Annotated in this window: 23 protein-coding genes; 8 read left to right on the top strand and 15 right to left on the bottom strand. The window is 70.1% G+C overall.

The genetic code is table 11. The annotated features are described in order from the left end of the window. Nucleotides 1-47: 47 nt before the first annotated feature. The 3 genes from ACFE8Y_RS09840 to ACFE8Y_RS09830 form a co-directional block, all read right to left on the bottom strand. Nucleotides 48-356: a hypothetical protein gene (locus ACFE8Y_RS09840; RefSeq protein ID WP_375464206.1), complete on the bottom strand. Its 309-nt coding sequence runs from the start codon at nt 354-356 to the stop codon at nt 48-50. A gap of 169 nt (nt 357-525) precedes the next feature. Then, the gene (locus ACFE8Y_RS09835; RefSeq protein WP_375464205.1) at nt 526-2640 is read right to left on the bottom strand and encodes an ABC transporter ATP-binding protein/permease; all 2115 of its coding nucleotides are present in this window, start codon (nt 2638-2640) and stop codon (nt 526-528) included. A gap of 156 nt (nt 2641-2796) precedes the next feature. Beyond that, on the bottom strand, nt 2797-3090 hold the full coding sequence (locus tag ACFE8Y_RS09830; protein ID WP_375464204.1) for a hypothetical protein: 294 nt from the start codon (nt 3088-3090) through the stop codon (nt 2797-2799). 248 nt (nt 3091-3338) lie between these two features. On the opposite strand from ACFE8Y_RS09830, the gene ACFE8Y_RS09825 reads away from it, so the two are divergent. The 5 genes from ACFE8Y_RS09825 to ACFE8Y_RS09805 all read left to right on the top strand — a co-directional run bounded on the left by ACFE8Y_RS09825 (nt 3339) and on the right by ACFE8Y_RS09805 (nt 7070). Continuing rightward, complete coding sequence (locus ACFE8Y_RS09825) at nt 3339-3971, top strand: 2OG-Fe(II) oxygenase (RefSeq protein WP_375464203.1); 633 nt, start codon at nt 3339-3341, stop codon at nt 3969-3971. 25 nt (nt 3972-3996) lie between these two features. Continuing rightward, the gene (locus tag ACFE8Y_RS09820; RefSeq protein WP_375464202.1) at nt 3997-4710 is read left to right on the top strand and encodes a peptidase inhibitor family I36 protein; all 714 of its coding nucleotides are present in this window, start codon (nt 3997-3999) and stop codon (nt 4708-4710) included. A gap of 173 nt (nt 4711-4883) precedes the next feature. Continuing rightward, a complete protein-coding gene (locus ACFE8Y_RS09815; protein WP_375464201.1) occupies nt 4884-5708 on the top strand; it encodes a hypothetical protein in 825 nt (274 codons plus the stop codon). Further along, a complete protein-coding gene (locus ACFE8Y_RS09810) occupies nt 5705-6601 on the top strand; it encodes a ParA family protein (protein WP_375464200.1) in 897 nt (298 codons plus the stop codon). Before ACFE8Y_RS09815 ends, ACFE8Y_RS09810 begins: the two co-directional genes overlap by 4 nt. Further along, nucleotides 6591-7070 (top strand): hypothetical protein, encoded by a 480-nt coding sequence (locus ACFE8Y_RS09805; protein ID WP_375464199.1) that lies wholly within the window; start codon nt 6591-6593, stop codon nt 7068-7070. Before ACFE8Y_RS09810 ends, ACFE8Y_RS09805 begins: the two co-directional genes overlap by 11 nt. 225 nt (nt 7071-7295) lie before the next feature. On the opposite strand, the gene groL is transcribed toward ACFE8Y_RS09805, so the two are convergent. Both groL and groES read right to left on the bottom strand, forming a co-directional pair. Further along, complete coding sequence (groL, locus tag ACFE8Y_RS09800; RefSeq protein ID WP_375464198.1) at nt 7296-8948, bottom strand: chaperonin GroEL; 1653 nt, start codon at nt 8946-8948, stop codon at nt 7296-7298. A gap of 80 nt (nt 8949-9028) precedes the next feature. Next, complete coding sequence (groES, locus tag ACFE8Y_RS09795) at nt 9029-9316, bottom strand: co-chaperone GroES (protein WP_375464197.1); 288 nt, start codon at nt 9314-9316, stop codon at nt 9029-9031. A 204-nt stretch (nt 9317-9520) separates the two neighbouring features. Here groES and ACFE8Y_RS09790 point away from each other — a divergent pair, with 204 nt between their 5' ends. Next, a complete protein-coding gene (locus ACFE8Y_RS09790; RefSeq protein WP_375464196.1) occupies nt 9521-10522 on the top strand; it encodes a magnesium transporter CorA family protein in 1002 nt (333 codons plus the stop codon). Between the two features lie 9 nt (nt 10523-10531). Here the strand turns inward: ACFE8Y_RS09790 and ACFE8Y_RS09785 are convergent, their stop codons facing one another. From ACFE8Y_RS09785 to ACFE8Y_RS09770, 4 genes are all read right to left on the bottom strand, one after another. Beyond that, the gene (locus tag ACFE8Y_RS09785) at nt 10532-10885 is read right to left on the bottom strand and encodes an endonuclease domain-containing protein (RefSeq protein WP_375464195.1); all 354 of its coding nucleotides are present in this window, start codon (nt 10883-10885) and stop codon (nt 10532-10534) included. A gap of 127 nt (nt 10886-11012) precedes the next feature. Further along, nucleotides 11013-13256, bottom strand: a complete 2244-nt coding sequence (glyS, locus tag ACFE8Y_RS09780) for a glycine--tRNA ligase subunit beta (protein WP_375464217.1) — start codon at nt 13254-13256, stop codon at nt 11013-11015. A 173-nt stretch (nt 13257-13429) separates the two neighbouring features. Beyond that, nucleotides 13430-13870 carry a DUF3828 domain-containing protein gene (locus tag ACFE8Y_RS09775; RefSeq protein WP_375464194.1) on the bottom strand — a complete coding sequence of 147 codons (441 nt, stop codon included), beginning with the start codon at nt 13868-13870 and terminating at the stop codon, nt 13430-13432. Between the two features lie 180 nt (nt 13871-14050). Continuing rightward, on the bottom strand, nt 14051-14980 hold the full coding sequence (locus ACFE8Y_RS09770) for a glycine--tRNA ligase subunit alpha (protein ID WP_375464193.1): 930 nt from the start codon (nt 14978-14980) through the stop codon (nt 14051-14053). Nucleotides 14981-15205: 225 nt separating this feature from the next. Here ACFE8Y_RS09770 and ACFE8Y_RS09765 point away from each other — a divergent pair, with 225 nt between their 5' ends. Further along, nucleotides 15206-15472, top strand: a complete 267-nt coding sequence (locus ACFE8Y_RS09765) for a hypothetical protein (RefSeq protein ID WP_375464192.1) — start codon at nt 15206-15208, stop codon at nt 15470-15472. Between the two features lies 1 nt (nt 15473). Here the strand turns inward: ACFE8Y_RS09765 and ACFE8Y_RS09760 are convergent, their stop codons facing one another. The 3 genes from ACFE8Y_RS09760 to ACFE8Y_RS09750 all read right to left on the bottom strand — a co-directional run bounded on the left by ACFE8Y_RS09760 (nt 15474) and on the right by ACFE8Y_RS09750 (nt 17403). After that, nucleotides 15474-16325: a S49 family peptidase gene (locus ACFE8Y_RS09760; RefSeq protein ID WP_375464191.1), complete on the bottom strand. Its 852-nt coding sequence runs from the start codon at nt 16323-16325 to the stop codon at nt 15474-15476. Nucleotides 16326-16408: 83 nt separating this feature from the next. Continuing rightward, nucleotides 16409-17170 carry a tRNA1(Val) (adenine(37)-N6)-methyltransferase gene (locus ACFE8Y_RS09755; protein ID WP_375464190.1) on the bottom strand — a complete coding sequence of 254 codons (762 nt, stop codon included), beginning with the start codon at nt 17168-17170 and terminating at the stop codon, nt 16409-16411. A 5-nt stretch (nt 17171-17175) separates the two neighbouring features. Further along, a complete protein-coding gene (locus tag ACFE8Y_RS09750) occupies nt 17176-17403 on the bottom strand; it encodes a DUF2007 domain-containing protein (protein WP_375464189.1) in 228 nt (75 codons plus the stop codon). 163 nt (nt 17404-17566) lie between these two features. Here ACFE8Y_RS09750 and ACFE8Y_RS09745 point away from each other — a divergent pair, with 163 nt between their 5' ends. Next, nucleotides 17567-18589 carry a polyprenyl synthetase family protein gene (locus tag ACFE8Y_RS09745; protein ID WP_375464188.1) on the top strand — a complete coding sequence of 341 codons (1023 nt, stop codon included), beginning with the start codon at nt 17567-17569 and terminating at the stop codon, nt 18587-18589. Nucleotides 18590-18613: 24 nt separating this feature from the next. Here ACFE8Y_RS09745 and ACFE8Y_RS09740 read toward each other — a convergent pair whose 3' ends face one another. The 3 genes from ACFE8Y_RS09740 to ACFE8Y_RS09730 form a co-directional block, all read right to left on the bottom strand. After that, nucleotides 18614-19489, bottom strand: a complete 876-nt coding sequence (locus tag ACFE8Y_RS09740; RefSeq protein WP_375464187.1) for a 4-(cytidine 5'-diphospho)-2-C-methyl-D-erythritol kinase — start codon at nt 19487-19489, stop codon at nt 18614-18616. 112 nt (nt 19490-19601) lie between these two features. Next, the gene (locus tag ACFE8Y_RS09735; RefSeq protein WP_375464216.1) at nt 19602-21470 is read right to left on the bottom strand and encodes a tetratricopeptide repeat protein; all 1869 of its coding nucleotides are present in this window, start codon (nt 21468-21470) and stop codon (nt 19602-19604) included. Between the two features lie 132 nt (nt 21471-21602). Beyond that, nucleotides 21603-21979: 4Fe-4S dicluster domain-containing protein (locus tag ACFE8Y_RS09730; protein WP_375464186.1), on the bottom strand; the 377-nt coding region annotated here is incomplete at its 5' end.

Genomic DNA, 21979 nt, shown 5'->3' with positions numbered 1-21979 from the left:
CGGCGGAGCCGGGCGGGCCTTGGCGTGGGACGCGGGACTTCAGGCGATCAACAGTCGTCGCCGCCCTTGGCCATCTGAGCGGCCGTGGGCTTTCCCTCGGATTGCTTCTGCACATCGCCGGGCGACGTGGCCGTGCTCGCCGCCGAGCCGGCGTTGTTCATGGCACCCACGGTGCCCGGCGACTCGCTCTTGGCTCCCGGGGTGGTCTTGGCCGTCGCGCCCGGATCGACCGTGGAGGCCGTGCTCGCATCCTTGCTGGGCGTCACGGTGGCCCCGGTCGAGCACGGCGCCGCGAAGGCGGCAGACGACATCAGGACGAAGGTGGCGGCACCGGCGAGTGTCGTGATCTTGGTCATGCGTTTCTCCGAAGTTTCTTGAAGTCCCGGAAAAACGTCACTGTCGCAGGCCGGTTCCTTATCCATTCCGAATCGGCAACCCATCCACCCGATTCGTCCCGGCCCTGCTGCGCCCGATGTCCTAAGTCGGTCCGCCGGCCGGCGGCGGATCGATCGTCCCGGCCACGCGTCACGCCGCCGGCAGCGCCTCCCGCAATTCGCGCGGATTGAAGCGGCCTTGGCCGGCGGTCTGCATGTCGATCCGGCGCTGGTGGTGCTCGTGCAGGGTGGAGCGGTGGCCGATCGAGACGATGGTCGTGCCGGGAAGGCGCTCGCGCAGCATCCGGTAGATGCCGGCCTCGCTCGCCTCGTCTAGCGCCGCGGTCGACTCGTCGAGGAACAGCCACTCGGGCTTGGCCAGAACGGCGCGGGCGATGGCGAGCCGCTGCTGCTCGCCGCCGGACAGGCGCTGGTCCCAGGCATCGACCTCGTCGAGGCGATCGACGAGCGCGGGCAATTGCGCCGCGACCAGCGCCTCGCGGATCGCCGCGTCCGGGAACTGGTCGACGGTGTTGGGATAGACCACGGCGCCGCGCAGGGTGCCCAGCGGGATGTAGGGCCGCTGCGGCAGGACCAGGGCCGATTGTCCCGCCGGCACGTCGATCCGGCCCTTGCCGAACGGCCAGATGCCGGCGATCGCGCGAAACAGCGTCGACTTGCCCGAGCCGGACGGACCCGTGACGAGCGTCGCCGCGCCCTTGCGCAGGGCGAGGGTGTCGGTCGTCACGATCGTGCGTCCGTCCGGCAGGCCGAGCGTCAGGCCGGTGCCGGTCACGTCGGACCCGGTGGCGTTGCCCTGCACGAGGCCGTCCGTCGCGGCGGAGAACGCCTCGGCCAGGGTCATCGCCCGCTTGAACGAGGCGAGACGGTTGGTGTTGGCCTTGTAGGCGGCGATCGTCACGTAGGAGTTGATGAAGAACGACAGCGAGGACTGCACGCTGGAGAAGGCGTCCCCCGTCTGCTGGAACTGGCCGAGCGTGATCTTCTTCAGGAAGTAGCTCGGTGCCGCGAGGATGTAGGGGAAGACCACGCTGATCTGGCTGTAGGACAGGGTGAAGCTGCCGAGCTTGATCCGCCGGTAGATGATGCCGAGGTAGTTGTCGATGATCTGCCCGAACAGGCTCTTGAGCCGCACGTTCTCGGCGCGCTCGCCGCGCAGCAGCGCGATCTGTTCCGAGTAGATCCTGCTTCGGGCGAGCGAGAAGCGGAAGTCGGCCTCGACCTTCTCCTGCCGGAAGTCGAGCCCGATCAAGGGTCGGCCGATCAGGTGGGTCAGCCACGTGCCGATGAGCGCGTAGCCGACGACCAGCCACACCAGGAAGCCCGGGACGACGGTATCGGTGAACGGCAGCACGAAGTCGCGCGACAGCCCCCACAGGATGACCATGAACGAGACCAGGGTCGCCGCCTGCGACAGCAGGCGGATCGAGAGCGTCGTCGTCTGCGAGATGAACAGGTTGACGTCGCTCTGGATGCGCTGGTCCGGGTTGTCGGCGTGCTCGCCGGTGAACGGGATGCGGTAGTGCGTGCCGCCGTCGAGCCAGCGCTCGTAGAAGCTGCGCGTCAGCCACGTCCGCCAGCGCAGGTGCAGCGCGGCGTCGACGAAGGTGTCGACCATGCCGACCACGACCCAGACCGTGGCGAGCGGCGCGAAGATCCACACGAGCTGGTACCAGAACGCGGCGGCGTCGTACTCCTGCAGCGCGTTGAACAGGTCGCGGAACCAGAAGTTCAGGCGCAGTTGCAGGGCCACCTGGGCGAAGGTGATGAAGATCGAGAGCGCGACGAGCCGCTGCCCGACCTTGCCCTCGGTGTCGCCGAAGAACCGGAACGGGCCGATCTCAGGCGTCGGCGCCTCGCGGCTGGCGAAGTAGGGATCGGCGATGAGCGTGATCGCGCGGATCGGCTGGAGGTAGGAGATGCCGAGCACGAGGGCGGCGAAGACGACCGCGCCGGTGGCGGCGAAGGCCGGCGGCAGGAGCGCCGCCAGGCTCGGCGGCAGCAGGCCCATCTCCGCGAGCGCCTTGGCGCCGGCCAGGAACAGGAAACCGATCCCGTAGACCGAGACGAAGACCTTCAGGTAGGCCGAGAGGTTGGCCGAGGCCAGCAGGATGCCCGCCATCGCGAGGCCGGCGAGCGACACGTAGAGGGGCGGGGAGGGCACGCCCGGCGCCGCCAGCAGGACGAGGGCGACGAGGGCCGTCAGCACGGCCTGCCAGCCGAGCCCGCTTCGAAGTGCGGCCACGCGCGTCTCCCGGGATCTCGAGGTTACGATCGGTCTCATCCGAGGACCGTTGGCGCGGCAGTGATCCCGGCTCGTGGCGAGATCGTGGCGCCGGCGCAGCCGGGCCCGTCAGGCCCACGCGCCGGGCGGTCCCCGCCAAGCACGGCGGAGGCACCGCTACCAGTTCCACTCCTCGAAACCCGGCTCGCGGCAGCGATAGCCGATCGGGCATTCCGGGTTGTCGCGGGTCGGGACGAAGCGCAGCTCGGCGATCTCCGAGAAGTCGCAGAAGCTGCGGTCCCGCACGATGCGCTCGGGCTTGGGGCCGCCCAGGGCGACCACCACCTCCCCGCCGCGCTTCACCAGATCCATCGCGTCCGCGCAGGTCATGCGCGGCATCGCGGAGCGGATCTGCGCCGGTGCGGGCCCCGCTGCGAGGCCGATCAGGAGGGCCGTGACGAGGCGTCTCATCGTTGGGGGGTCGGGCGCTCGGCAACGCGTACGAGAGTGACGGCAAGCATGGCAGTTTCCGGATGCGCCCGCCAGGGCGCGAATGTCACGCCGGCCGGTGTCACACGAGAGACCCACCCGCCGCCAGCTTGCCGCATTCGGACCGTTAAGGGATTCCCAGCCCCGCCGGAACGGTTAAGACTTCGTTCATCAGGGATGAAAGTCCGGCCGGGCGCACCGTAACCAGGTTCCGTTCAGGAGATCGACCGATGTCCGGCCTCTCGATCCTCGATGTCGCCGCGGTGCGCGCCGCGCCGCTCAGCCGCGAGCCCTACGCCTACGCCCTGGCCGAGAACGTGCTGAGAGGCGACGCGATCGCGGCGATCCGCGCCGATTTCCCCGACATTGCCAAGCCCGGCTACCTCACCGTCGACGAGGTGGCGCTGAAGGGCCGGTTCAAGGCGCTGATCGACGAGTTGGAGAGCGACGCGTTCTCGAAGATCCTCGGCGACAAGTTCGGGATCGACCTCGTCGCGTGCCCGCGCCTGACGACGATCATGAAGCGCAGCCAGCCGAAGTACGGCTCGATCCACACCGACGGCCCGTCGAAGGTGCTGACGCTCCTGGTCTACATGAACGACGCCTGGGATGCCCCGGCCGCCGGCCGCCTGCGGGTGCTCTACGACGGCAAGAACTACGCGCCCTTCGCCGTCGAGGTGCCGCCGACGATGGGCACGATGTTCGCGTTCCTGCGCGCCGACAATTCCTGGCACGGCCACGAGCCGTTCGAGGGTGAGCGCCGGGTGGTGCAGGTGGCGTGGCTGAAGGATGCGGCCGAGCTCGCGCGCAAGAAGAAGCGCAACCGCACCGCGCAGTTCCTGAAGGGCATCTTCGGCCGCTGAGCGCGGCCTGCGCAGGGAGGCGTCGATGGCGATGGCGATGGGGCTCGACGCGATCCCGGCCGGGACGGGCGGCGGCGAAGGCCGCGACGGCTCGAAGCGGTGGATCGCGTTGTTCCTCGCCCTCGCGGCGGGCTGGGGCACCCTGTTCGGCTACAGCGCCGTGTTCCTCAGCGAAGACATGCCCTTCCGCCCCGCGTCCGGTGCGCAGGCCGACCCCGTCGTCGGCTTCCCGCGCCTCGCGCCACCGCCCGCTTCGGCTCCGGCCGGCGGACAGCCGGCACCGCACGACCCCGATCCGCCGCCGGTCGCGACACGACGCGCGGCGGCCGATGCCACGGGTGCACCGCAGGGATCGGCCACGGTGCCCGCGCCGGCCGCCCTGAACGCTCCTGCAACCGCCCCTCCTGCAAGCGCTCCTGCTGTACCTGCGCCGCGGGCGGAGCGCGCCGACTACGTCGGGACCTGGGGACCGAACGAGGCGGCGTGCGGCGCCCGCTCGCGCCGCCGCGGCTACATCCCGGCGATCATCACGCCCGAGCGCGCCAGCGCCGGTCGTACGATCTGCAACTTCCGCGACGGGCGCCGCAGCGGCAAGGGATGGGTCATGGCCGCCGATTGCAGCGACCGCGGCCACCGCTGGTCCTCCCAGGTCCGCCTCGTGGTCGACGGCGACCGCCTGACCTGGACCAGCGGCAAGGGCATCTCCGCCTATGTCCGCTGCGGCCGCCGGGCGGGCTGATCGTCCTTCCGCGCCTGATCTTACCATAGGTCCCGGTGACGGATGCGGCGACGCGCGAGCACGCAAATCCCGTGATGCCGCGTACCATGCTTGCCAGCGCGAAACGCGACGGTAGGTTCAGCACCGCACGCCGGCCGTCACGATCTTGCAATGCCGGCAGACGCCGCATCCGCATGCCGACATCCGTACCGGACAGCCTCGACGCCCGTCTCCTCGCCCTGCTGCCGACGGACGGCACGCCGGTCCTCAACCGGGTGATGCGTGCGATGCTCGGACGCGCCTGCGAGCGGCCGATCGCGGCGGACGCGTATTTCTCAGCCCGCGACCGGCTGCTGTCAGAGCGCCGGATCGGACGCCTGCGCGGCCAGGGCGGTCAGGTCTTCCTTGCGACGGAGCCGCCGGCCCCGGACGTTCCGTCCGCCGATGCGGCCGGCGAGGTGGGTGTCGAGGCCTGGGCCGAGGCTCGGCTGATGAGCCCGCTCAAGGCCTACCTCGAAGGCCCGTTCCGCGAAGGCCTCGACCTCGGCGACGCGCTCTGCCTCGTCCAGGACACCTCGACGATCGGCAGGGGGCAATGGTCCGGGCAATGGTCGCGGCCGGACTTCATCCTGGTCTCGGCCATGCGCTTCCGGCTCCTTCCCGGCGCGCAGGTGGACGTGCACGCCTTCGAGCTGAAGACGGAGAGCGGCGGTACGGTTCAGGCCGTGCACGAGGCCCTGGCGCAGACGCGCTTCACCCATTTCGGCCACCTCGTCTGGCACCTGCCGGAGGGATCGAAGGCCGAGGCGCGGCTCGCCGAGATCGAGGCGCAGTGCGAGGCGCACGGGATCGGCCTGATCCGGATGCGCGATCCGAAGCGCCCGGGGACGGGCGAGATCCTGATCGATCCGAGGCGCCGGCCGACGCTTCCCGCGGTGATCGACGGGTTCCTCGAATCCCGTCTGTCGGTGGCGCACCGGACCAAGCTGGAGGCGGCCGTGAGGAACGTGCGCGGATGACGGGCAAGCTGATCGCGGTCGCCAACATGAAGGGCGGGGTCGGCAAGACCACGACGGTGGTGATGCTGGCCGAGGCGCTCGCCGCGGACGGCGCGAAGGTGCTCGTCGTCGATCTCGATCCGCAGGCCAGCGTCTCGGTGTGCTTGGCGGGCGACGAACTCCTTGCCGAGATGATTGAGAAGGGCCGGACGCTGGAGGCTTACCTCGCGCTGAAGCTGATCAACAAGCAGAAGCCCGCGCTCGCCGCCCGCATCCACGGGCAGGTCAGCCTGACGACGCACAAGGGCGAGCCGCTCGCCCTGTCGCTGCTGCCGTCCGGTCCGTACCTGCGCATGGTCGAGCGGGAGATCATCTACGAACTGACGGGTCAGAAGTACTCGATGCACGCCATCGAGGGTCAGCTCTGGAAGGTGTTCCAGGACGACTTCGTGCCGCTGGCGGAGACCTACGACTACATCCTCCTCGACTGCGCGCCGGGCATCTCGCCGATGACCGAGATCGCGGTGCGTGGCGCCGACCTCGTGCTCGTCACCTCCATTCCGGACTTCCTGTCCACCTACGGGCTGAACGCCTTCGTGGAGACGATCTGGCGACGCTCGTCCAAGCAGGGCAGCCGGCTCGCCCCGAAGAGCGCGCCCCACGTCCTCGTCACCCGCTACCAGCATCAGGTCCGGCAGCATCGGGAGACGCTGGAGCGCCTGAGCGCGGAGGCCGAGGCGGAGGATGCCGGGTTCAAGTTGCTGCGCACGCGCGTTCCGCAGGCGGCGGCGCTCGCCGACGCCCTGGTTCCGAGCGACGTTTCGCCGACGTTTTCGGCCAAATACGGTGTCCATGTCTCGAACGTGCTGATTCCGCTCGTCGAGGAAGTGAAGGGGATTCTCCATGGCTCTTGACGTCGACGGGTACGCGGTCCTCAAGGCGCTGGCCGCCACCCCGGACGCCTTCCCGGACATCCGCGCCGAGGTGGCCAAGACCGGCCGCACCCTGGTGGTCAAGCAGCTCAAGGCGAAGACGCTGCCGCTGCCGGCCCTGCGCCGCATCCGCGACATCCTCGGCGGGGAAACCTTCGCGCTCATCGTCGACGGGCTGACCGAGGCGGAGGCCAAGGGCGTGGTCACGCGCCTCGACAAGCACCACCCGGACCTGAAAACCGGTTCCGCCGCGTGGTATCGCCACCGGCTCGGCGGCCTCGCGTCGGACGACGAGCCCGTCGAGAAGGCGAAGGCGGCCAAGGCCGCGACACCCGCGGCCGAGACGAAGCCCAAGGCCGGCCGGGCGCTGGCGAGCCGCCCCTTCGCCGCCACCTGGGACGGCAAGGACCACGACGCGCCGGCCCCGAAAGGGCGGAAGAAGAAGGGATGATGCCCGCCGCGTTCGGAGAAGGGCAGGCGTTGCAGACGGCGTCGGGAACGGACTGGCCGAGGGCTTAGCGTAGCTGTTCGCGTCCCGGGCGGACCTGCGCTCGCGCGTTCGATGGCGGCCGACAGGTCTCGGCGTCCGGGCTCCATCGGAGAGCCGGTCGCCGCGACGACGAAAGGGGCCGCCTCGCGGCGACCCCTCTCCCAGTCCTTCGAGGGTGGCGCGGACCTAGAAGTCCATGCCGCCGCCCATGCCGCCCATGCCGCCGCCGCCGCCGGGCATGCCGCCGCCGGACTCCTTCTTCGGCGCGTCGGCGATCATCGCCTCGGTGGTCACCAGCAGGCCGGCGACCGAGGCCGCGTCCTGGAGGGCGGTGCGCACGACCTTGGCCGGGTCGACGATGCCGGCCTGGATCATGTCGACGTACTCTTCCGTCTGGGCGTTGAAGCCGTAGGTTCCGCCGCCGTGATCGGAGATCTTGCCGACCACGATCGAGCCCTCGACGCCGGAGTTCGCCGCGATCTGACGGATCGGGGCTTCGAGCGCCTTCAGCACGATCTTGATCCCGGCCTGGACGTCCGGGTTGTCGCTGTGGACCTCGCGGACGGCGACGCGGGCGAGCAGCAGGGCGACGCCGCCGCCCGGCACGATGCCCTCTTCCACCGCCGCGCGGGTGGCGTTGAGCGCGTCGTCGACGCGGTCCTTCTTCTCCTTGACCTCGACCTCGGTCGCGCCGCCGACGCGGATCACCGCGACGCCGCCCGCGAGCTTGGCCAGACGCTCCTGGAGCTTCTCCTTGTCGTAGTCCGAGGTGGTCTCCTCGATCTGCGCCTTGATCTGCCCGACGCGGGCCTCGATGTCGGCCTTCTCGCCCGAGCCGTCGATGATCGTGGTGGTCTCCTTCTCGATGCGGATGCGCTTGGCGCGGCCGAGCATCGGGAGGGTGACGTTCTCGAGCTTGATCCCGAGGTCCTCGGCGATCATCTGGCCTTGCGTCAGGATCGCGATGTCTTCGAGCATCGCCTTGCGGCGGTCGCCGAAGCCCGGAGCCTTGACGGCCGCGACCTTGAGGCCGCCGCGCAGCTTGTTCACCACGAGGGTGGCGAGCGCCTCGCCCTCGATGTCCTCGGCGATGATGACCAGCGGCTTGCCGGTCTGCACCACGGCCTCAAGGACAGGGAGCATCGCCTGAAGGGAAGAGAGCTTCTTCTCGTGGATGAGGATGTAGGGGTCCTCGAGCTCGGCGACCATCTTCTCCGCGTTGGTGATGAAGTACGGCGAGAGGTAGCCGCGGTCGAACTGCATGCCCTCGACGACGTCGAGCTCGGTCTCGGCGGTCTTGGCCTCCTCGACGGTGATGACGCCCTCGTTGCCGACCTTCTGCATGGCGTGGGCGATCATCTCGCCGATTTCCTTGTCGCCGTTCGACGAGATCGTGCCGACCTGGGCGACCTCCTCGGACGAGGCGACCTTCTTGGCGCGGGCGATGATGTCCTTCACCGCGGCGGCGGTGGCGAGGTCGATGCCGCGCTTGAGGTCCATCGGGTTCATCCCGGCGGCGACGTACTTGGCGCCCTCGCGGACGATCGCCTGGGCGAGCACCGTGGCCGTCGTGGTGCCGTCACCGGCGATGTCGTTGGTCTTCGAGGCCACTTCGCGCAGCATCTGCGCGCCCATGTTCTCGAACTTGTCCTTGAGCTCGATCTCCTTGGCGACGGTGACGCCGTCCTTGGTGATGCGCGGCGCGCCGAAGCTCTTCTCGATGACGACGTTGCGGCCCTTGGGGCCGAGCGTCACCTTGACGGCATCTGCGAGGATGTCGACGCCGCGGAGCATCTTGTCGCGCGCGTCGGAGGAGAAACGAACGTCTTTCGCTGCCATGGGCTAAAGTCCTTTTCGTTGGGGAATGCGCCCCAAGGCCGGCTCGGCCTCGAAGGGCGGTGGAGGCGTCCGACGATGCTTTAGGCGACGACGCCCATGATGTCGGATTCCTTCATGATCAGGAGGTCCTGACCGTCGATCTTGACCTCGGTGCCGGACCACTTGCCGAACAGGACGCGGTCGCCGGCCTTGACATCCAACGCGTTGATGCGGCCGGCCTCGTCGCGGGCGCCGGGGCCGACGGCGATGATCTCGCCCTCCTGCGGCTTCTCCTTGGCGGTGTCCGGGATGATGATGCCGCCCTTGGTCTTCTCTTCGCCTTCGATGCGGCGGACGACGACCCGGTCGTGCAGCGGACGGAACTTCATGAGCTGCCCTCTTGATTGAAATTCGGAAACGGCGTTGATGCCGCGGAAGCCCGCGTCCAACCCTGGCCGTTAGCACTCTGCGAGAGCGAGTGCCAAGGTTGCCGGCGGAATAGCCGCGGGCTCTTCGCGAGTCAAGTCTGTCGCACCCCGCGACGACGGATGCGCGACGGTTTCCGCCGACGCCCGCCCACGGACATCCGCTCCATGCTCAGTCTGCACGGTCCCGAGGGCGCGCTCGCGCCGAGCGACACCGGCGCCGGCGCGGGCGTTCCGGCGCAGACCGTCTGGATCGACCTGAACAACCCGACCCCGGAGGAGGCCCAGTCCGTCGAGGCCGCCACGGGCCTGCGCGTCCCGTCGCGAAAGGCGCTGTCCGAGGTGGAGAGTTCGAGCCGCCTGCGCCGGCTGAAGGGCGGCCTGTCGCTCTCCACGCCGATGATCACCTTCGAGCGTAACGACTCGGTCCTGAAACCGCTGGGCTTCGTCCTGACCGGCCGGCACCTCGTCACCGTGCGCTTCCACGAACTGCGGGCCTTTTCCGAGGTGCGCAAGCGGATCGACGACGGCGAGGCGGCGGCCACCGGCATCGACGTGTTCCTGCTGCTGACGGAGGAACTGGTCGACAGCCTCGCCGACGCGCTGGAGGACATGGGCGCCGAGCTCGACAGCCTCTCGACCCGCATCTTCGACTTCGACGTGCGCGCGCGGCCTGCGAAATCCGGCGAGGCCGCCGCGCCCCGGCGCCGCGACATCGCGCTCAAGCGCATCCTGCGCGGCATCGCCCGCCGGGGGAAGGTGCTGGGCAAGATCCGCGCGAGCCTGCTCGGGCTGGAGCGCCTCGTGCCGTTCGTGGCCGGCGCCTGCGAGCATCTCCTCGGCCAGGAGGAGACCGATGCCCGCTTCGAGACCATCCGCCGGGACATCGAGTCGCTCGACGAGTTCGAGACGCGCCTGTCGGAGAACGTGCAGTTCCTCCTCGACGCCGCGCTCGGCCTCATCAACATCGAGCAGAACAACGTCTTCCGCGTTCTCACCGTCGTCTCGGTGGTCGGCGTGCCCCCGACGCTCATCGCCTCGATGTACGGCATGAACTTCAAGGCGATGCCCGAGCTCGACTGGGCCTACGGCTACCCCTACGCCCTCACGCTGATCCTGGTGAGCGCCGTGGTGCCCATCGTGGTCTTCCGGATCAAGGGGTGGTTCTGAGGGCCTGCGTCAGACGACGGGCCGGCGTTCGATCGCGGCCAGGATGGTCTCGCGGACGTCGTCGAGGTTTTCGAAGATCTCCGCGTTGGCGATGCGCAGGATCGCGAAGCCGCAACTCTCGATCGTTCCGGTGCGCTGCCGATCCCACGCAAGCTCTTCCTCCGTGGAATGGGTGGCGCCATCGACCTCGACGACGAGGTTCGCTTCCACACAGGCGAAGTCAGCGACGTAGCGATCGATCGGGCATTGTCGCCGGAACTTCCAGCCGTTCAGTTGCCGGTTCCGAAGGACGCGCCAAAGCTTGGCTTCGGCACGGGTCTGATCGCGACGCAGTTTCTGGGCGCGGGCGATCTGAGAGACCATCGCCGAGTGATAGCGCCATCCGACTCCCTCTCCCAGGGGGAAAGGGCTGGGGTGAGGGGCGTGCGTTGTCCGGACAAGTCACGCCCCTCATCCTGTCCTTCTCCCCCTGGGAGAAGGGACCCGCGACTCACCCTACGATCAGCGAGAAGTCCGCGACCTCGCGGGTGGCGGCGCGCAGAGCGTTCAGCAGCGCGAGGCGGTTGGCGCGCAGGCCCGGGTCGTCGGCGTTGACGGTGACGTGCTCGAAGAACGCGTCGACCGGGGCGCGCAGCCGCGACAGCGCCCGCATCGCGCCGGAAAAATCCTCCGCCGCCACCGCCGCGGAGGCGTCCCCCCGCGCTGCGGCCAGCGCCTCGGCGAGCGCTCGCTCCTCGGGCTGGCCGTCCTTGGCGAGGGCCGCGTCGGGCTCCGAATCGTAGGCGCGGCCGTCCCGCTTCTCCTCGATGCGCAGGATGTTCGACGCGCGCTTCACCCCGGCGAGCAGGTTCTTTCCGTCCTCGGTGTCGAGGAAGTGCCCCAACGCCTCGACGCGGCGGAAGACCATCAGCAAGTCGTCCTGGCCGGGCAGCGCGAAGACGGCGTCGATCAGGTCGTGGCGGGCGCCCTGGTCGCGGAGGTAGACTTTGAGGCGGTCGGCAAAAAAAGATATTAGATCGAGCACGAGTCTTTGAGATTGGCGATTTGCGGCCTCGACACCTTCAGACCCGAGTGCTTTTTCGATACTATGCCTAGACGCTAAGACTGCACCGAACAAGTTATTCGCAACCTCGAATCCTTGATCTGTGATAGAGGGTGCGAATCTTTTGTCGCGGATAAATAAGTCCATGACACTGATAGAGGCCGAGCTCAATCCTGATATATTGTTATTGGCTCGAATAGCGAACATTAAAGGAAGACATGTATACGAAATCGACAATCTAACATGATTGTCTTGAACTAAACGGATCACCCCCAAAGCCGCCCGCCGCAGCGCATAAGGGTCCTTGCTCCCCGTCGGCTTCTCGTCGATCGCCCAAAAACCCACCAGCGTGTCGAGCTTGTCGGCGAGCGCCACGGCCAGCGAGACCGGGTCGGTCGGGACGCGGTCGGAGGGGCCGACCGGCTTGTAGTGCTCCTCGATCGCCGCGCACACGCTGGGGTGCTCCCCCTGCAAGGCCGCGTAGCGGGCGCCCATCAGGCCCTGCAACTCGGGGAACTCGCCGACCATCTCGGTGACGAGGTCGGCCTTGGCCAGGCGCGCGGCGCGGTGGGCCAAGTCCGGGTCGGCGCCGACGAGGGGGGCGAGTTCGCGTGCGAGCGCCGCGATGCGCTGCACCCGCTCGCCCTGCGTCCCGAGCTTCTCGTGGAAGACGATGGAATCGAGCTTGGGCAGACGGTCTTCGAGCCGGATCGCCTTGTCGGTCTCCCAGAAGAATTTCGCGTCCGAGAGCCGGGCGCGGACCACGCGCTCGTTGCCGGCTGTGATCGCCTGCCCGCCGTCGCTGGCGATCAGGTTCGAGACCAGGATGAAGGCCGGCGCCAGCGTCTCGCTGCCGGCCTCGCGCAGGACGAAGCACTTCTGGTTGGCGCGGATGGTGGCGCGCACCGCCTCGGCCGGGATGTCGAGGAAGCTTGGATCGAACGTGCCCATCAGCACCACCGGCCACTCGACCAGCCCCGCCACCTCCTCCAGCAGGCCGTCGTCCTCCACGAGGTCGAGGCCGCGGGCGAAGGCGAGGTCGCGGGCGTCGTGCAGGATGATGTCCTTGCGGCGGTCGGCGTCGAGCACGACCCTGGCGCGCTCCAGGCCGCGCACGTAGTCGTCGAAGCGGCGGACCTCGATCGCGTCGGGCGCGAGGAAGCGGTGGCCGTAGGTCGTGGTGCCGGCAGCGATCCCGTCGACGGAGAACGGCACCACCTCCGGCGTCTCGGTCTCGGGGCCGAAGGTCGCGACGATCGATTGCAGCGGGCGCACCCAGCGCAAAGCTCCCGGCTGCGCCGAGGCGGCGCCCCAGCGCATCGATTTCGGCCAGGGAAAGGTTTTGATGACCGCGGGCAGGATCTCGGCCAGCACGTCGAGGGTCTCCCGGCCGGGGCGCTCGATCACCGCGAGGTAGAATTCGCCCTTCTTCGGGTCGGTGACGGTCCCGGCCTGATCGAGGCTCGCGAGCCCCGCGCCCTTGAGGAAGCCCTGCACGGCCGCGTCCGGCGCGCCGACGCGGGGGCCGCGGCGCTCCTCGCGGACGGTCTTCCCGCGCGCGGGCAGGCCGGCGACGTGCAGCGCCAAGCGGCGCGGGGTCGCGAAGGCCCTGGCGCCCTCGTACAGGAAGCCCCGCTCGACCAGCGCGTCGGTGACGAGCCGCTTCAGATCCTCGGCCGCGCGCCGCTGCATGCGGGCCGGGATCTCTTCCGAGCGGAGTTCGAGCAGGAGGTCGGGCATGGGGCGGCCTGCACCCCGTCCAGGCGGAGGAGGGGGCTGGAAACGGGTGACCCGCGGGCGGGCGATGCGCCGCCCGTGTTAGAGAGCCCCGCCGGGCGTGTCGAGAACGGACGCTTTGGCGCGATTCAACGCAGCGGCGCGGACAGGATCGTCGTCAGCCGCCACGTTTCCTTCCTGAGCGAGCGGACATCAGCGATCAACCACCGCCCGCCCTCGCGGACGAGGTCGTAGCGCAGGTCCTGCGGCGCGAAATTCCGGAACGTCGCCTGCACCTCGGCTCTGTCGTCCGTGCTCGACACACGCTTCAGCGACAGCGTCTTCCGCCAGTTGTCCTCGGTGTCCTGGCCGTTGACGTGGAACGCGAAGTCGAGACGGCCGACCTCGCCGCGGGCCTGCTTCCGGTCGCGCTCGTACAGGCTGCGCAGGCCGCGCGCGTAGAACCGCACCGCGTTGATGTCGTCGGCGGCGTAGAAGGCCTGGACGGTTCCGACCGGGTCGGTCGCGGATTGCGCGAGCGCCGGGACGGCGAGAAGCGTGAGCAGGATGGTAGCGAGGGCGACGCGCATGAGGCGAGATCCGGCGCGCCACGGCGGTACGAATCCCGCCGCTTCGCGCCGATCAAGGATGGCGTGAAACGGCAGGCGGCGAAAGGGTCACTGCCTCATGGATAGGCGTCCGCCCAGGGGCACGGTTTCTTGGCATCCGCGCGAGCATACCGGCCGTCCCACGAAGGTCGGAGGGGCGGATCAAGCCGCCCCGCCGGCCTCCGTCCGCAGCCACGCCGCGCCGCACGCCTTCGCCAAGTCGCGCACCCGCAGGATGTAGCTCTGGCGCTCGGTCACCGAGATCACGCCGCGGGCGTCGAGCAGGTTGAAGACGTGGCTCGCCTTGATGCACTGGTCGTAGGCCGGCTGCACCATGCGGTGGCGGCCGGCCTCGGCCTCCGGCGCGCCCGCGTCGAGGTAGCTGCGGCAGGCCGCCTCGGCATCGGTGAACTGCCGGAACAGCATGCCGGTGTCGGCGGCCTCGAAGTTGTGGCGCGAGTATTCCTGCTCGGCCTGGAGGAACACGTCGCCGTAGGTGACCTTGCCGTCGCCGCTGCCGCCGTTGAAGTTCAGGTCGTAGACGTTCTCGACGCCCTGCACGTACATGGCCAGCCGCTCCAGGCCGTAGGTCAGCTCGCCGGCCACCGGCGCGCATTCGAGGCCCGCCACCTGCTGGAAGTAGGTGAATTGCGAGACCTCCATGCCGTCGCACCAGCATTCCCAGCCCAGGCCCCAGGCGCCCAGCGTCGGGCTCTCCCAATCGTCCTCGACGAAGCGGATGTCGTGCAAGGTCACGTCGACCCCGATGGCGTCGAGCGAGGCGAGGTAGAGTTCCTGGAGATCGGGCGGGTTCGGCTTCAGGATCACCTGGAACTGGTAGTAGTGCTGCAGCCGGTTCGGGTTCTCGCCGTAGCGGCCGTCCTTGGGCCGGCGGGAGGGCTGCACGTAGGCGGCCTTCCACGGCTTCGGCCCGAGGGCCCGGAGCGTCGTCGCCGGATGAAAGGTGCCGGCGCCGACCTCCATGTCGTAGGGCTGGAGGATCACGCAGCCCCTCGCCGCCCAGAAGCGCTGGAGCGTCAGGATCAGCCCCTGAAACGAGGTTTTGGGCGCGAGATCGACATCGCTCGGCATGCGCGAACTTCTTGAGGGGCGGGAGGCTGCCGGGCAGCGTTTACGAGCGCGCATCCGGCTGTCAAGCAACCGACCCGTGACGCCGCCGCGACCATCGGTGCGCCCCCGCACCGATGGCGGCGCAATTCCGGCTGAGAACCGGAACTGTCAAGCCTCGGCCAAGTTATTCGCCCAACCAGCCAAGCTCGGCCGTTCGCCCGGCCGAAACGTTACGGAAGACCAGTCATGCGCAAGCTCGCCAACAGGAACGTCACGGTCTTCGCGGTTCTCGCCGCAGCCGCCCTCGTCGCCACGCCGCTGGTGATGGGTGCGAGCAGCGCCCGTGCCACCGCCGAAGGCGTGTCGACGTTGGCCGTGCCGGTGGCCGTCACTCCGGTCGATGTTGCGCCGGTCGCCGCGCCGCCGGCCAAGGGCGAGGTCTGCACCCGCAAGGTTCGGGTCGTGTACGGCAGCGGCTACGCCACCCCGGGCCTCGCCTGCCCGGCCCGCTGAGCTACAGCCCGTAGCGGGCCCACGCGGCCCGCTCCTCGAGCGCGGACAGGACTCCGTCGGCGACCCCGGTTCCGCCCGGCGCCGCGCGGCGCAGGAGGCGGGCGACGAACGAGCCCTTCGCCTCCGCCACCAGCCTGAGATCGACGGTGTCGCCGAACCGGGCGCGCAGCGTCGTGCGGATGTCGCCGATCGCATCGATCAGGCCGAGTTCGAGCGCCTGCCGGCCGGTCCAGACCGCCCCCGTGAACAGGTTGTCGCCGGCCCTCAGGTTCGGCCGCCGCGCGGTGACGAGACCCGTGAACACCTCCTGCACGTCGGCCTGGAGACGCAGCAGCCGCTCGACGTCGGCCGGTTCCTCGGGCCGGAACGGGTCGAGCATCGCCTTCGCCTCGCCCTGCGTGTGGACGCGGCGCTCGACGCCGATGCGGGCGATCAGCTTGTCGAACCCGAAGCCGGCCGAGACCACGCCGATCGAGCCGACCACCGAGGTCGGGTCGGCGACGATCTCGTCGGCAGCGCAGGCGATCATGTAGCCGCCGGACGCCGCGACATCCTCGACGAAGGCGAGGACGGGTAGCGACTTCTCCTCGGCCAGCGACCGGATGCGGCGGTGGATGAGGTGCGACTGCGCCGGCGCGCCGCCGGGCGAGTTGACCACGATCGCCACCGCGACCAGCCCGGGCATGGCGAACGCGCGCTCCAGGCTGCCCGCCACCGTCGCGATCGACAGGCCGGACCGCAGCGGCGAGACGGCACCGATGACCCCGTTCAACCGTACCACCGCGACGCGCGGGCGCTTCTTGCGGAACCTCGCGGGCAGGAGCGCGCGAACGGCGTCGGAGACTGCGGGCATCGGGACTCGGCTGCTGCGGGAGGTCGTCGTGCAGGGGCATCAAGTGGGGATGGGCGTCCCGGCGGCAAGCTTTCCCGACCGCGTCACGCCGGTTCGGTTCGAGGCCAGCGCTCGCCCCGATGCAGGGCCTCCGCTTCCGCCGTGAAGCGGCCGTCCCGATCCTGAAGCACCAGGGCCGGCAGCAGTCCGAGCGGTGCCCGGCTGCCCTTGACCGCGCGGATCAGGATGCGGATCGCCGGCCGCTCCGCGCGGGCCTGCACGGGCCGGACCGCGATCGCGCCGAAGCGGCCGCGCAGGCCGTCGAGGCAGGCCTGCAGGGCGTCCGCCCGGTGGATCAGGCCGAGCCGTCCCCCCGGCCGCAGCAGGTCGGTGCAGGTGCGCAGCCACCCGTCCAGGCCGCCCGCCGAGACGTCGTGCGCGGCCGCCCGCTCCGCGTTCGGCGACGGCCGATGCCGGCCCGGCTCGAAGAAGGGCGGGTTGGTCAGGACGATGTCGGCCAGATCCGGCAGGAGCCCGGCCGCGCGGCGGTCCGCGCCGGATGCCAGCACGTCGGCCTCGATCGTCTCGACCCGGTCGGCGAGGCCGTTCAGCGCGACGTTCCTGCGCGCCATGTCCGCGACCTCGCGCGCGCGCTCGACCAGAACCACCCGGCATCCCGGGGCGAGGACGGTGCAGGCGAGCCCGACCGCACCCGTCCCCGCGCCGACGTCGCACACGCGCTCGCCCGGCCCGGGCGCGATCAGGTGCGCGAGCAGAACCGCGTCCGTCCCGGCCCGGTGGCCGCCCCGCGGCGGCTGGAACAGGCGCAGGCGCCCTCCCAGGAACAGGTCCGGCTCCGGGTTCATCCCCGTTACCCGACGTCGCGCAGTTCGTGCGCGAGGCCGGCATCCGTCAGCAGGCGCCGCGCCTGCGCGGCATGGTCGGTCGGCACCAGCAGGCGGCGGGGGAAGGCACCGATCGAGCCCTCCATCAGGCTCATGTGCGTGTCGGCGACGAGGACCGGGATCGCGGCGACCTCCAGCAGGGATTGCGCGAAGCCGATCAGGACGATGTCGTTGGTGCGGATCAGCTCGATCATGCCGGTTCGTGGCAGGGGAGGGGGCGGCGCTTTCGCCGCGTGCGGGAGGACGGTCTCCGGCACCATATCCGGTTTTCCGCGCGCGTGTTGCGGCGCCAAGACGCCCGTGCGAAGGGGTGGCGCTCATCCCGCGCGGTCGAAGTCGGTCTGGAGGCATCGGGCCTTGGGTGTCGTCGTTTCCATCGAAGAGGGGCGTTCCGAGGCGGAGGCGAGTCTGGCGGATCTCATCGCGCTGGTGGCCGGCGGCATGGAGCGGGTCAACGCGCAGATCCTGTCGCGGACGGGATCGGACGTGGCGATGATCCCGGAGGTGGCCAACCACCTGATCGATTCCGGCGGCAAGCGCCTGCGCCCGATCCTCACCCTGGCCGCCGCCGAGCTTTGCGGCTATTCCGGCGCGGACGGCGACGTGAAGCTCGCTGCCAGCGTCGAGTTCATGCACACGGCCACCCTCCTGCACGACGATGTGGTCGACGAGAGCGACATGCGCCGCGGCCGGGTCGCGGCCCGCATCAAGTGGGGCAACGAGGCGAGCGTCCTCGTCGGCGACTTCCTGCTGGGGCAGGCTTTTCGGATGATGGTCGAGGTCGGGAGCCTGCGGGCGCTGGACATCCTATCCGCCGCCGCCACGGTCATCGCCGAGGGCGAGGTGATGCAGCTCACCGCGGCCAAGAACACCGGCACCTCCGAGGACGCGTACCTCGCGGTGATCCGCGCCAAGACCGCGGAGCTGTTCGCGGCGGCCTGCGAGGTCGGCCCGGTGCTGGCCGGGCGCTCCGAGGTCGAGCAGGCGGCCTGCCGCGCCTACGGGATGAACCTCGGCATCGCCTTCCAGCTCATCGACGACGTGCTCGATTACGGCGGCACCAGCGCGGCGCTGGGCAAGAACGTCGGCGACGACTTCCGCGAGGGCAAGATCACCCTGCCGATCGTGCTCGCCGTCCGTCGCGGCACCGACGCGGAGCGCGCCTTCTGGCGGCGCACCCTGGAGGAGGGCCGGGTCGAGGACGGCGACCTGGAGACCGCCCGTGCGATCCTGCGCCGCCACCGCGCCCTGGAGGACACCGTCGCGCGGGCGCGGGATTACGGGGTGCTCGCCCGCGACGCGCTCGCGCCCTTCCCCACCGGGCCGATGAAGTCGGCCCTGCTCCAGGTCGTGGATTTCTGCGTCTCGCGGGTTCACTGAGGCCGAGCCATCCCCGTCCGGCGCTCAGCGCAGGAACGTCGGCACGACCCACCATCCGGGCTCCGCCGCCCGTACGTTCCGCGCCGCCCGCAGGGCCGCACGTCGATCCGCGAAGACCGCGAACACCGTCGCGCCCGAACCCGACATCCGGGCGAGCCGGCATCCGGCCTGGTCGCGCAGCAGGTCCAGCGCCGTGCCGATCACCGGCACCACCGTCAGGGCCGGCGCTTCGAGGTCGTTGCGCGCCGGCCCGATCTGCGCCAGCAAGTCGTCGGCCCTCGCTCTGGGGGCGATCTCCGGATGTGCTGCGCCGGGCAGCGTCTCTCCGACCTGAAGGCCGAGCGCCCGGAACACCGGTGCGGTCGGCACGGGCACGCCGGGATTGATCAGCACTGCCGGCAAGGGAGCGAGCAGGAGGGCCGGCCCGATCTCCTCGCCCGCGCCGCGCATCATCCGCGCCCGCGGCTCCAGGCAGACCGGCACGTCGGCGCTGGTGGCCCGCGCCGCCGCGACGACGGCCGGATGGTCGAGGGACAGGCCGTTCAACTCCGCCAGCAGTCGCAGGGCCGCCGCCGCATCCGACGAGCCGCCGCCGATCCCCGCCGCGACCGGCAGGCGCTTCCCGAGTTCGAAGCTGCCGAGCCGCAGGCCCGGCACCCGGTCGGCCAAGTTCCTCGCGGCGCGGATTACGAGGTTGTCGCCGGTCGGACCTGCGGTCCCGGCGGTGGGCCCGCTCACCGTGAGGGACAGGCTCGCGCCGGGTTGCAGCGTCAGCGCGTCGGCGGTGCCGGCGAAGGCGACGAGGCTCTCCAGCACGTGGTAGCCGTCGCCCGCGCGGCGCCCGAGGACGTGGAGCGTCAGGTTGATCTTCGCGGGTGCGCGGGTGGTGAGTGGGGCCATGGTTTCGTATCGATCAAGGCCGGCTGAACCGTGCGGGCGTACCGCAAACGAAAGCCGGCTGCCACGGAGAGGCAGCCGGCGCGAGACGATCGGTTCACTCGATGTGTCGAGGTCATCCGCCGCTCTTCTTGTCGGCGGCGCCAGGGGCCTCATTCGGAGCCGGCGCACCCTTCGGCAGTTCCGGATTCTCGGCGTTGTGGGGCGCGGCGACCGGGGCCGGCGGGTTCTCGGCCGTGGCCGTCGGCTTGTCGGCGTCGGCCAAGCCGTCCTTCAGCTTCTCGTTGATCGCCGCAAGGTCGTCCGGCTCCGGGTTGAGGTCCTTGGCGTGCTGCCACTGGAACTTGCCTTCGAGCCTCCGGCCGGCGCGCCAGTAGGCATCGCCGAGATGGTCGTTGATGGTCGGGTCGCCGGGCTTCAGCTCGACGGCCTTTTCCAGCTCGCGCAGCGCGTCGTCCCACCGGCCGAGGCGGAAATAGGCCCAGCCGAGGCTGTCGACGATCATGCCGTCGCGCGGGGAGGCGTCGGCGGCCTGCTTCAGCAGCTTGAACGCGTCGTCGATGTTGATCTTCTGATCGACCCAGGAGTAGCCGAGATAGTTCAGCACCTGGGCGCGGGCCGCCGGCTGGCTCGCCGGGACGAGGTCGAGGGCGGTCTTCAGGTCGGCCTCGGCCTTCGGCCACTGCTTGGCGCGCTCGTAGGCCGTGCCGCGGAAGTAGTAGGTCGTCCAGAAGTTCGCCCGCGGACGGTCGCCGATGAGCGCGATGGCGCGCGTGTAGGTCTCGGTCGCCTCCTCGTACTTCTTGCGCGAGCGCTGGACGTTGCCGAGCGCCGTGATCACGTCGATGTCGTCCGGGTGCGCCTTCATCGCCGCGTCGAGGTACTGCAGCGCCTCGTCCCCCTTGCCGGCCTGCTCCAGGTTCAGGCCGATCTGGATGTCGGCGTTGAGCTTCAGCGGCGAGGTCGCCGGGATCTGGGCGTAGGCCTCGTTGGCGCGCTCCGGCTGCTTCATCCGGTCCAGCGTGTCGGCCAGCGTCAGGCGGGCCAGCGCGTGGTCGGGGGCGAGGTAGAGGGCGAGCCGCAGGTAGACGACGGCCGGCAGCTCGTCCCCCTGCGTCGAGCCGGCCGAGCCGAGGCCGTACAGCACCTCGCCCGCGCCCTCCTGCGCGGTGGTGATGATGCGGGCGAGCGGCTTGCCGCCCTTCAGCTTGTCCAGGGCCTCGCGCACGATCGGATGGCGCGGCATCAGGGCGTCGAAGTCGGTGTAGGCCTGGATGGCGAGGTCGGTGCGGCCGGCATTGGCCTCGAAGCGGGCGTAGGCGTCGACGATGCGCAGCGTGTTGCGGTCGGCGTCGTAGGCCGCCTTGAGGCGGCGCTCGGCCTCGGCCTGGTCGCCGATGACGCTGGCGATCAGGCCGGCGTGATAGTCGCGGAAGGTGTTGTAGTAGCGCTCGCCCTTGAGCTTGCCCACGGTCTCCAGGGCGCGCTTGCCGTCGCCCGCCCCGGCATAGGCCCAGGCGGTGAGCAGCGTCGCGGTGAGGTCGGCGGCCGCGCCCTTGCCGCTGCGGGCGAAGTTCTGACGCGCGCCGGGCCACTGGGCGGCCTTGATCTGACGGACGCCGAGGGCGAGCTGCGCCAGCCCGTTGGAGCCGTCGCGGCTGACGAGGCGCTCGGCGGCGCGGAACGCGTCCGGCAGCGCACCGTCGGCGAGCAGCGAGACGAAGGCGCGCTCCAGCAGCTCGGTGTTGCGCGGGTCGGCCTTCACAGCCTCGCGGTAGAAGTTCGCCGCCGCCGCGGTGTCGCGGGACGCGCCGGCGATGTAGGCGGAGAGGAAATTGCCCTCGAGGGACTCCGCCGGCTCGTAGTCGGAGACCGGGCTCGATTCGCGGGGCTGGGCGGCCTCGACCGGAGCGGCGAGCAGGGCGCCCGCGGCGAGGATCAGGGCGAGCACCGAGGCGGTGCGTCGGGCGCGGTTGTCGGTCATGGGCACCAGTCACGGTTCCTGCGGGCGCCGGCCCGTCGCGGCGGCGCCGAATGGGGCGGGACACTGGACCCTTCCCGCCATGCCCGCAAGGCGAAAGGATGGCGCGGACCCGAGCCCGCCCGGGCCGCAGGATCACATGTTCGGGTAGTTCGGCCCGCCCGGCCCCTCCGGCGTCACCCAGTCGATGTTCTGGTTCGGGTCCTTGATATCGCACGTCTTGCAGTGAACGCAGTTCTGCGCGTTGATCTGGTAGCGCACCCCGTCGGACGCCGCCGTATCCTCCACCCACTCGTAGACGCCCGCCGGGCAGTAGCGGGCCGACGGTCCGCCGAACACGTCGTGCTCGGAGATCTTCTGCAAGCCCATGTCCCGCACCTTGAGGTGGGCCGGCTGATCCTCCTCGTGGTTGGTGTTCGACAGGTAGACCGATGAGAGCCGGTCGAAGGTGAGCTTCCCGTCGGGCTTCGGGTAGACGATCGGCGTCACCTCGGAGAGCGGCTTGGTGCAGG

The sequence above is a fragment of the uncultured Methylobacterium sp. genome, assembly GCF_964242245.1.
In the GTDB taxonomy this organism is placed as follows: Bacteria; Pseudomonadota; Alphaproteobacteria; order Rhizobiales; family Beijerinckiaceae; genus Methylobacterium.
Note: the sequence above shows the minus strand (reverse complement) of the source record. Positions and strands in the feature narration are given on the sequence as shown.

Coding starts and splice junctions, on each gene's coding strand:
- groL (WP_375464198.1), bottom strand. CDS start 8,948: ATGGCAGCGAAAGACGTTCGTTTCTCCTCCGACGCGCGCGACAAGATG.
- ACFE8Y_RS09775 (WP_375464194.1), bottom strand. CDS start 13,870: ATGCGCGTCGCCCTCGCTACCATCCTGCTCACGCTTCTCGCCGTCCCG.
- ACFE8Y_RS09770 (WP_375464193.1), bottom strand. CDS start 14,980: ATGCCGAGCGATGTCGATCTCGCGCCCAAAACCTCGTTTCAGGGGCTG.
- glyS (WP_375464217.1), bottom strand. CDS start 13,256: ATGCAGCGGCGCGCGGCCGAGGATCTGAAGCGGCTCGTCACCGACGCG.
- groES (WP_375464197.1), bottom strand. CDS start 9,316: ATGAAGTTCCGTCCGCTGCACGACCGGGTCGTCGTCCGCCGCATCGAA.
- ACFE8Y_RS09820 (WP_375464202.1), top strand. CDS start 3,997: ATGGCGATGGCGATGGGGCTCGACGCGATCCCGGCCGGGACGGGCGGC.
- ACFE8Y_RS09765 (WP_375464192.1), top strand. CDS start 15,206: ATGCGCAAGCTCGCCAACAGGAACGTCACGGTCTTCGCGGTTCTCGCC.
- ACFE8Y_RS09760 (WP_375464191.1), bottom strand. CDS start 16,325: ATGCCCGCAGTCTCCGACGCCGTTCGCGCGCTCCTGCCCGCGAGGTTC.
- ACFE8Y_RS09785 (WP_375464195.1), bottom strand. CDS start 10,885: ATGGTCTCTCAGATCGCCCGCGCCCAGAAACTGCGTCGCGATCAGACC.
- ACFE8Y_RS09825 (WP_375464203.1), top strand. CDS start 3,339: ATGTCCGGCCTCTCGATCCTCGATGTCGCCGCGGTGCGCGCCGCGCCG.
- ACFE8Y_RS09735 (WP_375464216.1), bottom strand. CDS start 21,470: ATGACCGACAACCGCGCCCGACGCACCGCCTCGGTGCTCGCCCTGATC.
- ACFE8Y_RS09750 (WP_375464189.1), bottom strand. CDS start 17,403: ATGATCGAGCTGATCCGCACCAACGACATCGTCCTGATCGGCTTCGCG.
- ACFE8Y_RS09830 (WP_375464204.1), bottom strand. CDS start 3,090: ATGAGACGCCTCGTCACGGCCCTCCTGATCGGCCTCGCAGCGGGGCCC.
- ACFE8Y_RS09755 (WP_375464190.1), bottom strand. CDS start 17,170: ATGAACCCGGAGCCGGACCTGTTCCTGGGAGGGCGCCTGCGCCTGTTC.
- ACFE8Y_RS09810 (WP_375464200.1), top strand. CDS start 5,705: ATGACGGGCAAGCTGATCGCGGTCGCCAACATGAAGGGCGGGGTCGGC.
- ACFE8Y_RS09740 (WP_375464187.1), bottom strand. CDS start 19,489: ATGGCCCCACTCACCACCCGCGCACCCGCGAAGATCAACCTGACGCTC.
- ACFE8Y_RS09790 (WP_375464196.1), top strand. CDS start 9,521: ATGCTCAGTCTGCACGGTCCCGAGGGCGCGCTCGCGCCGAGCGACACC.
- ACFE8Y_RS09840 (WP_375464206.1), bottom strand. CDS start 356: ATGACCAAGATCACGACACTCGCCGGTGCCGCCACCTTCGTCCTGATG.
- ACFE8Y_RS09805 (WP_375464199.1), top strand. CDS start 6,591: ATGGCTCTTGACGTCGACGGGTACGCGGTCCTCAAGGCGCTGGCCGCC.
- ACFE8Y_RS09815 (WP_375464201.1), top strand. CDS start 4,884: ATGCCGACATCCGTACCGGACAGCCTCGACGCCCGTCTCCTCGCCCTG.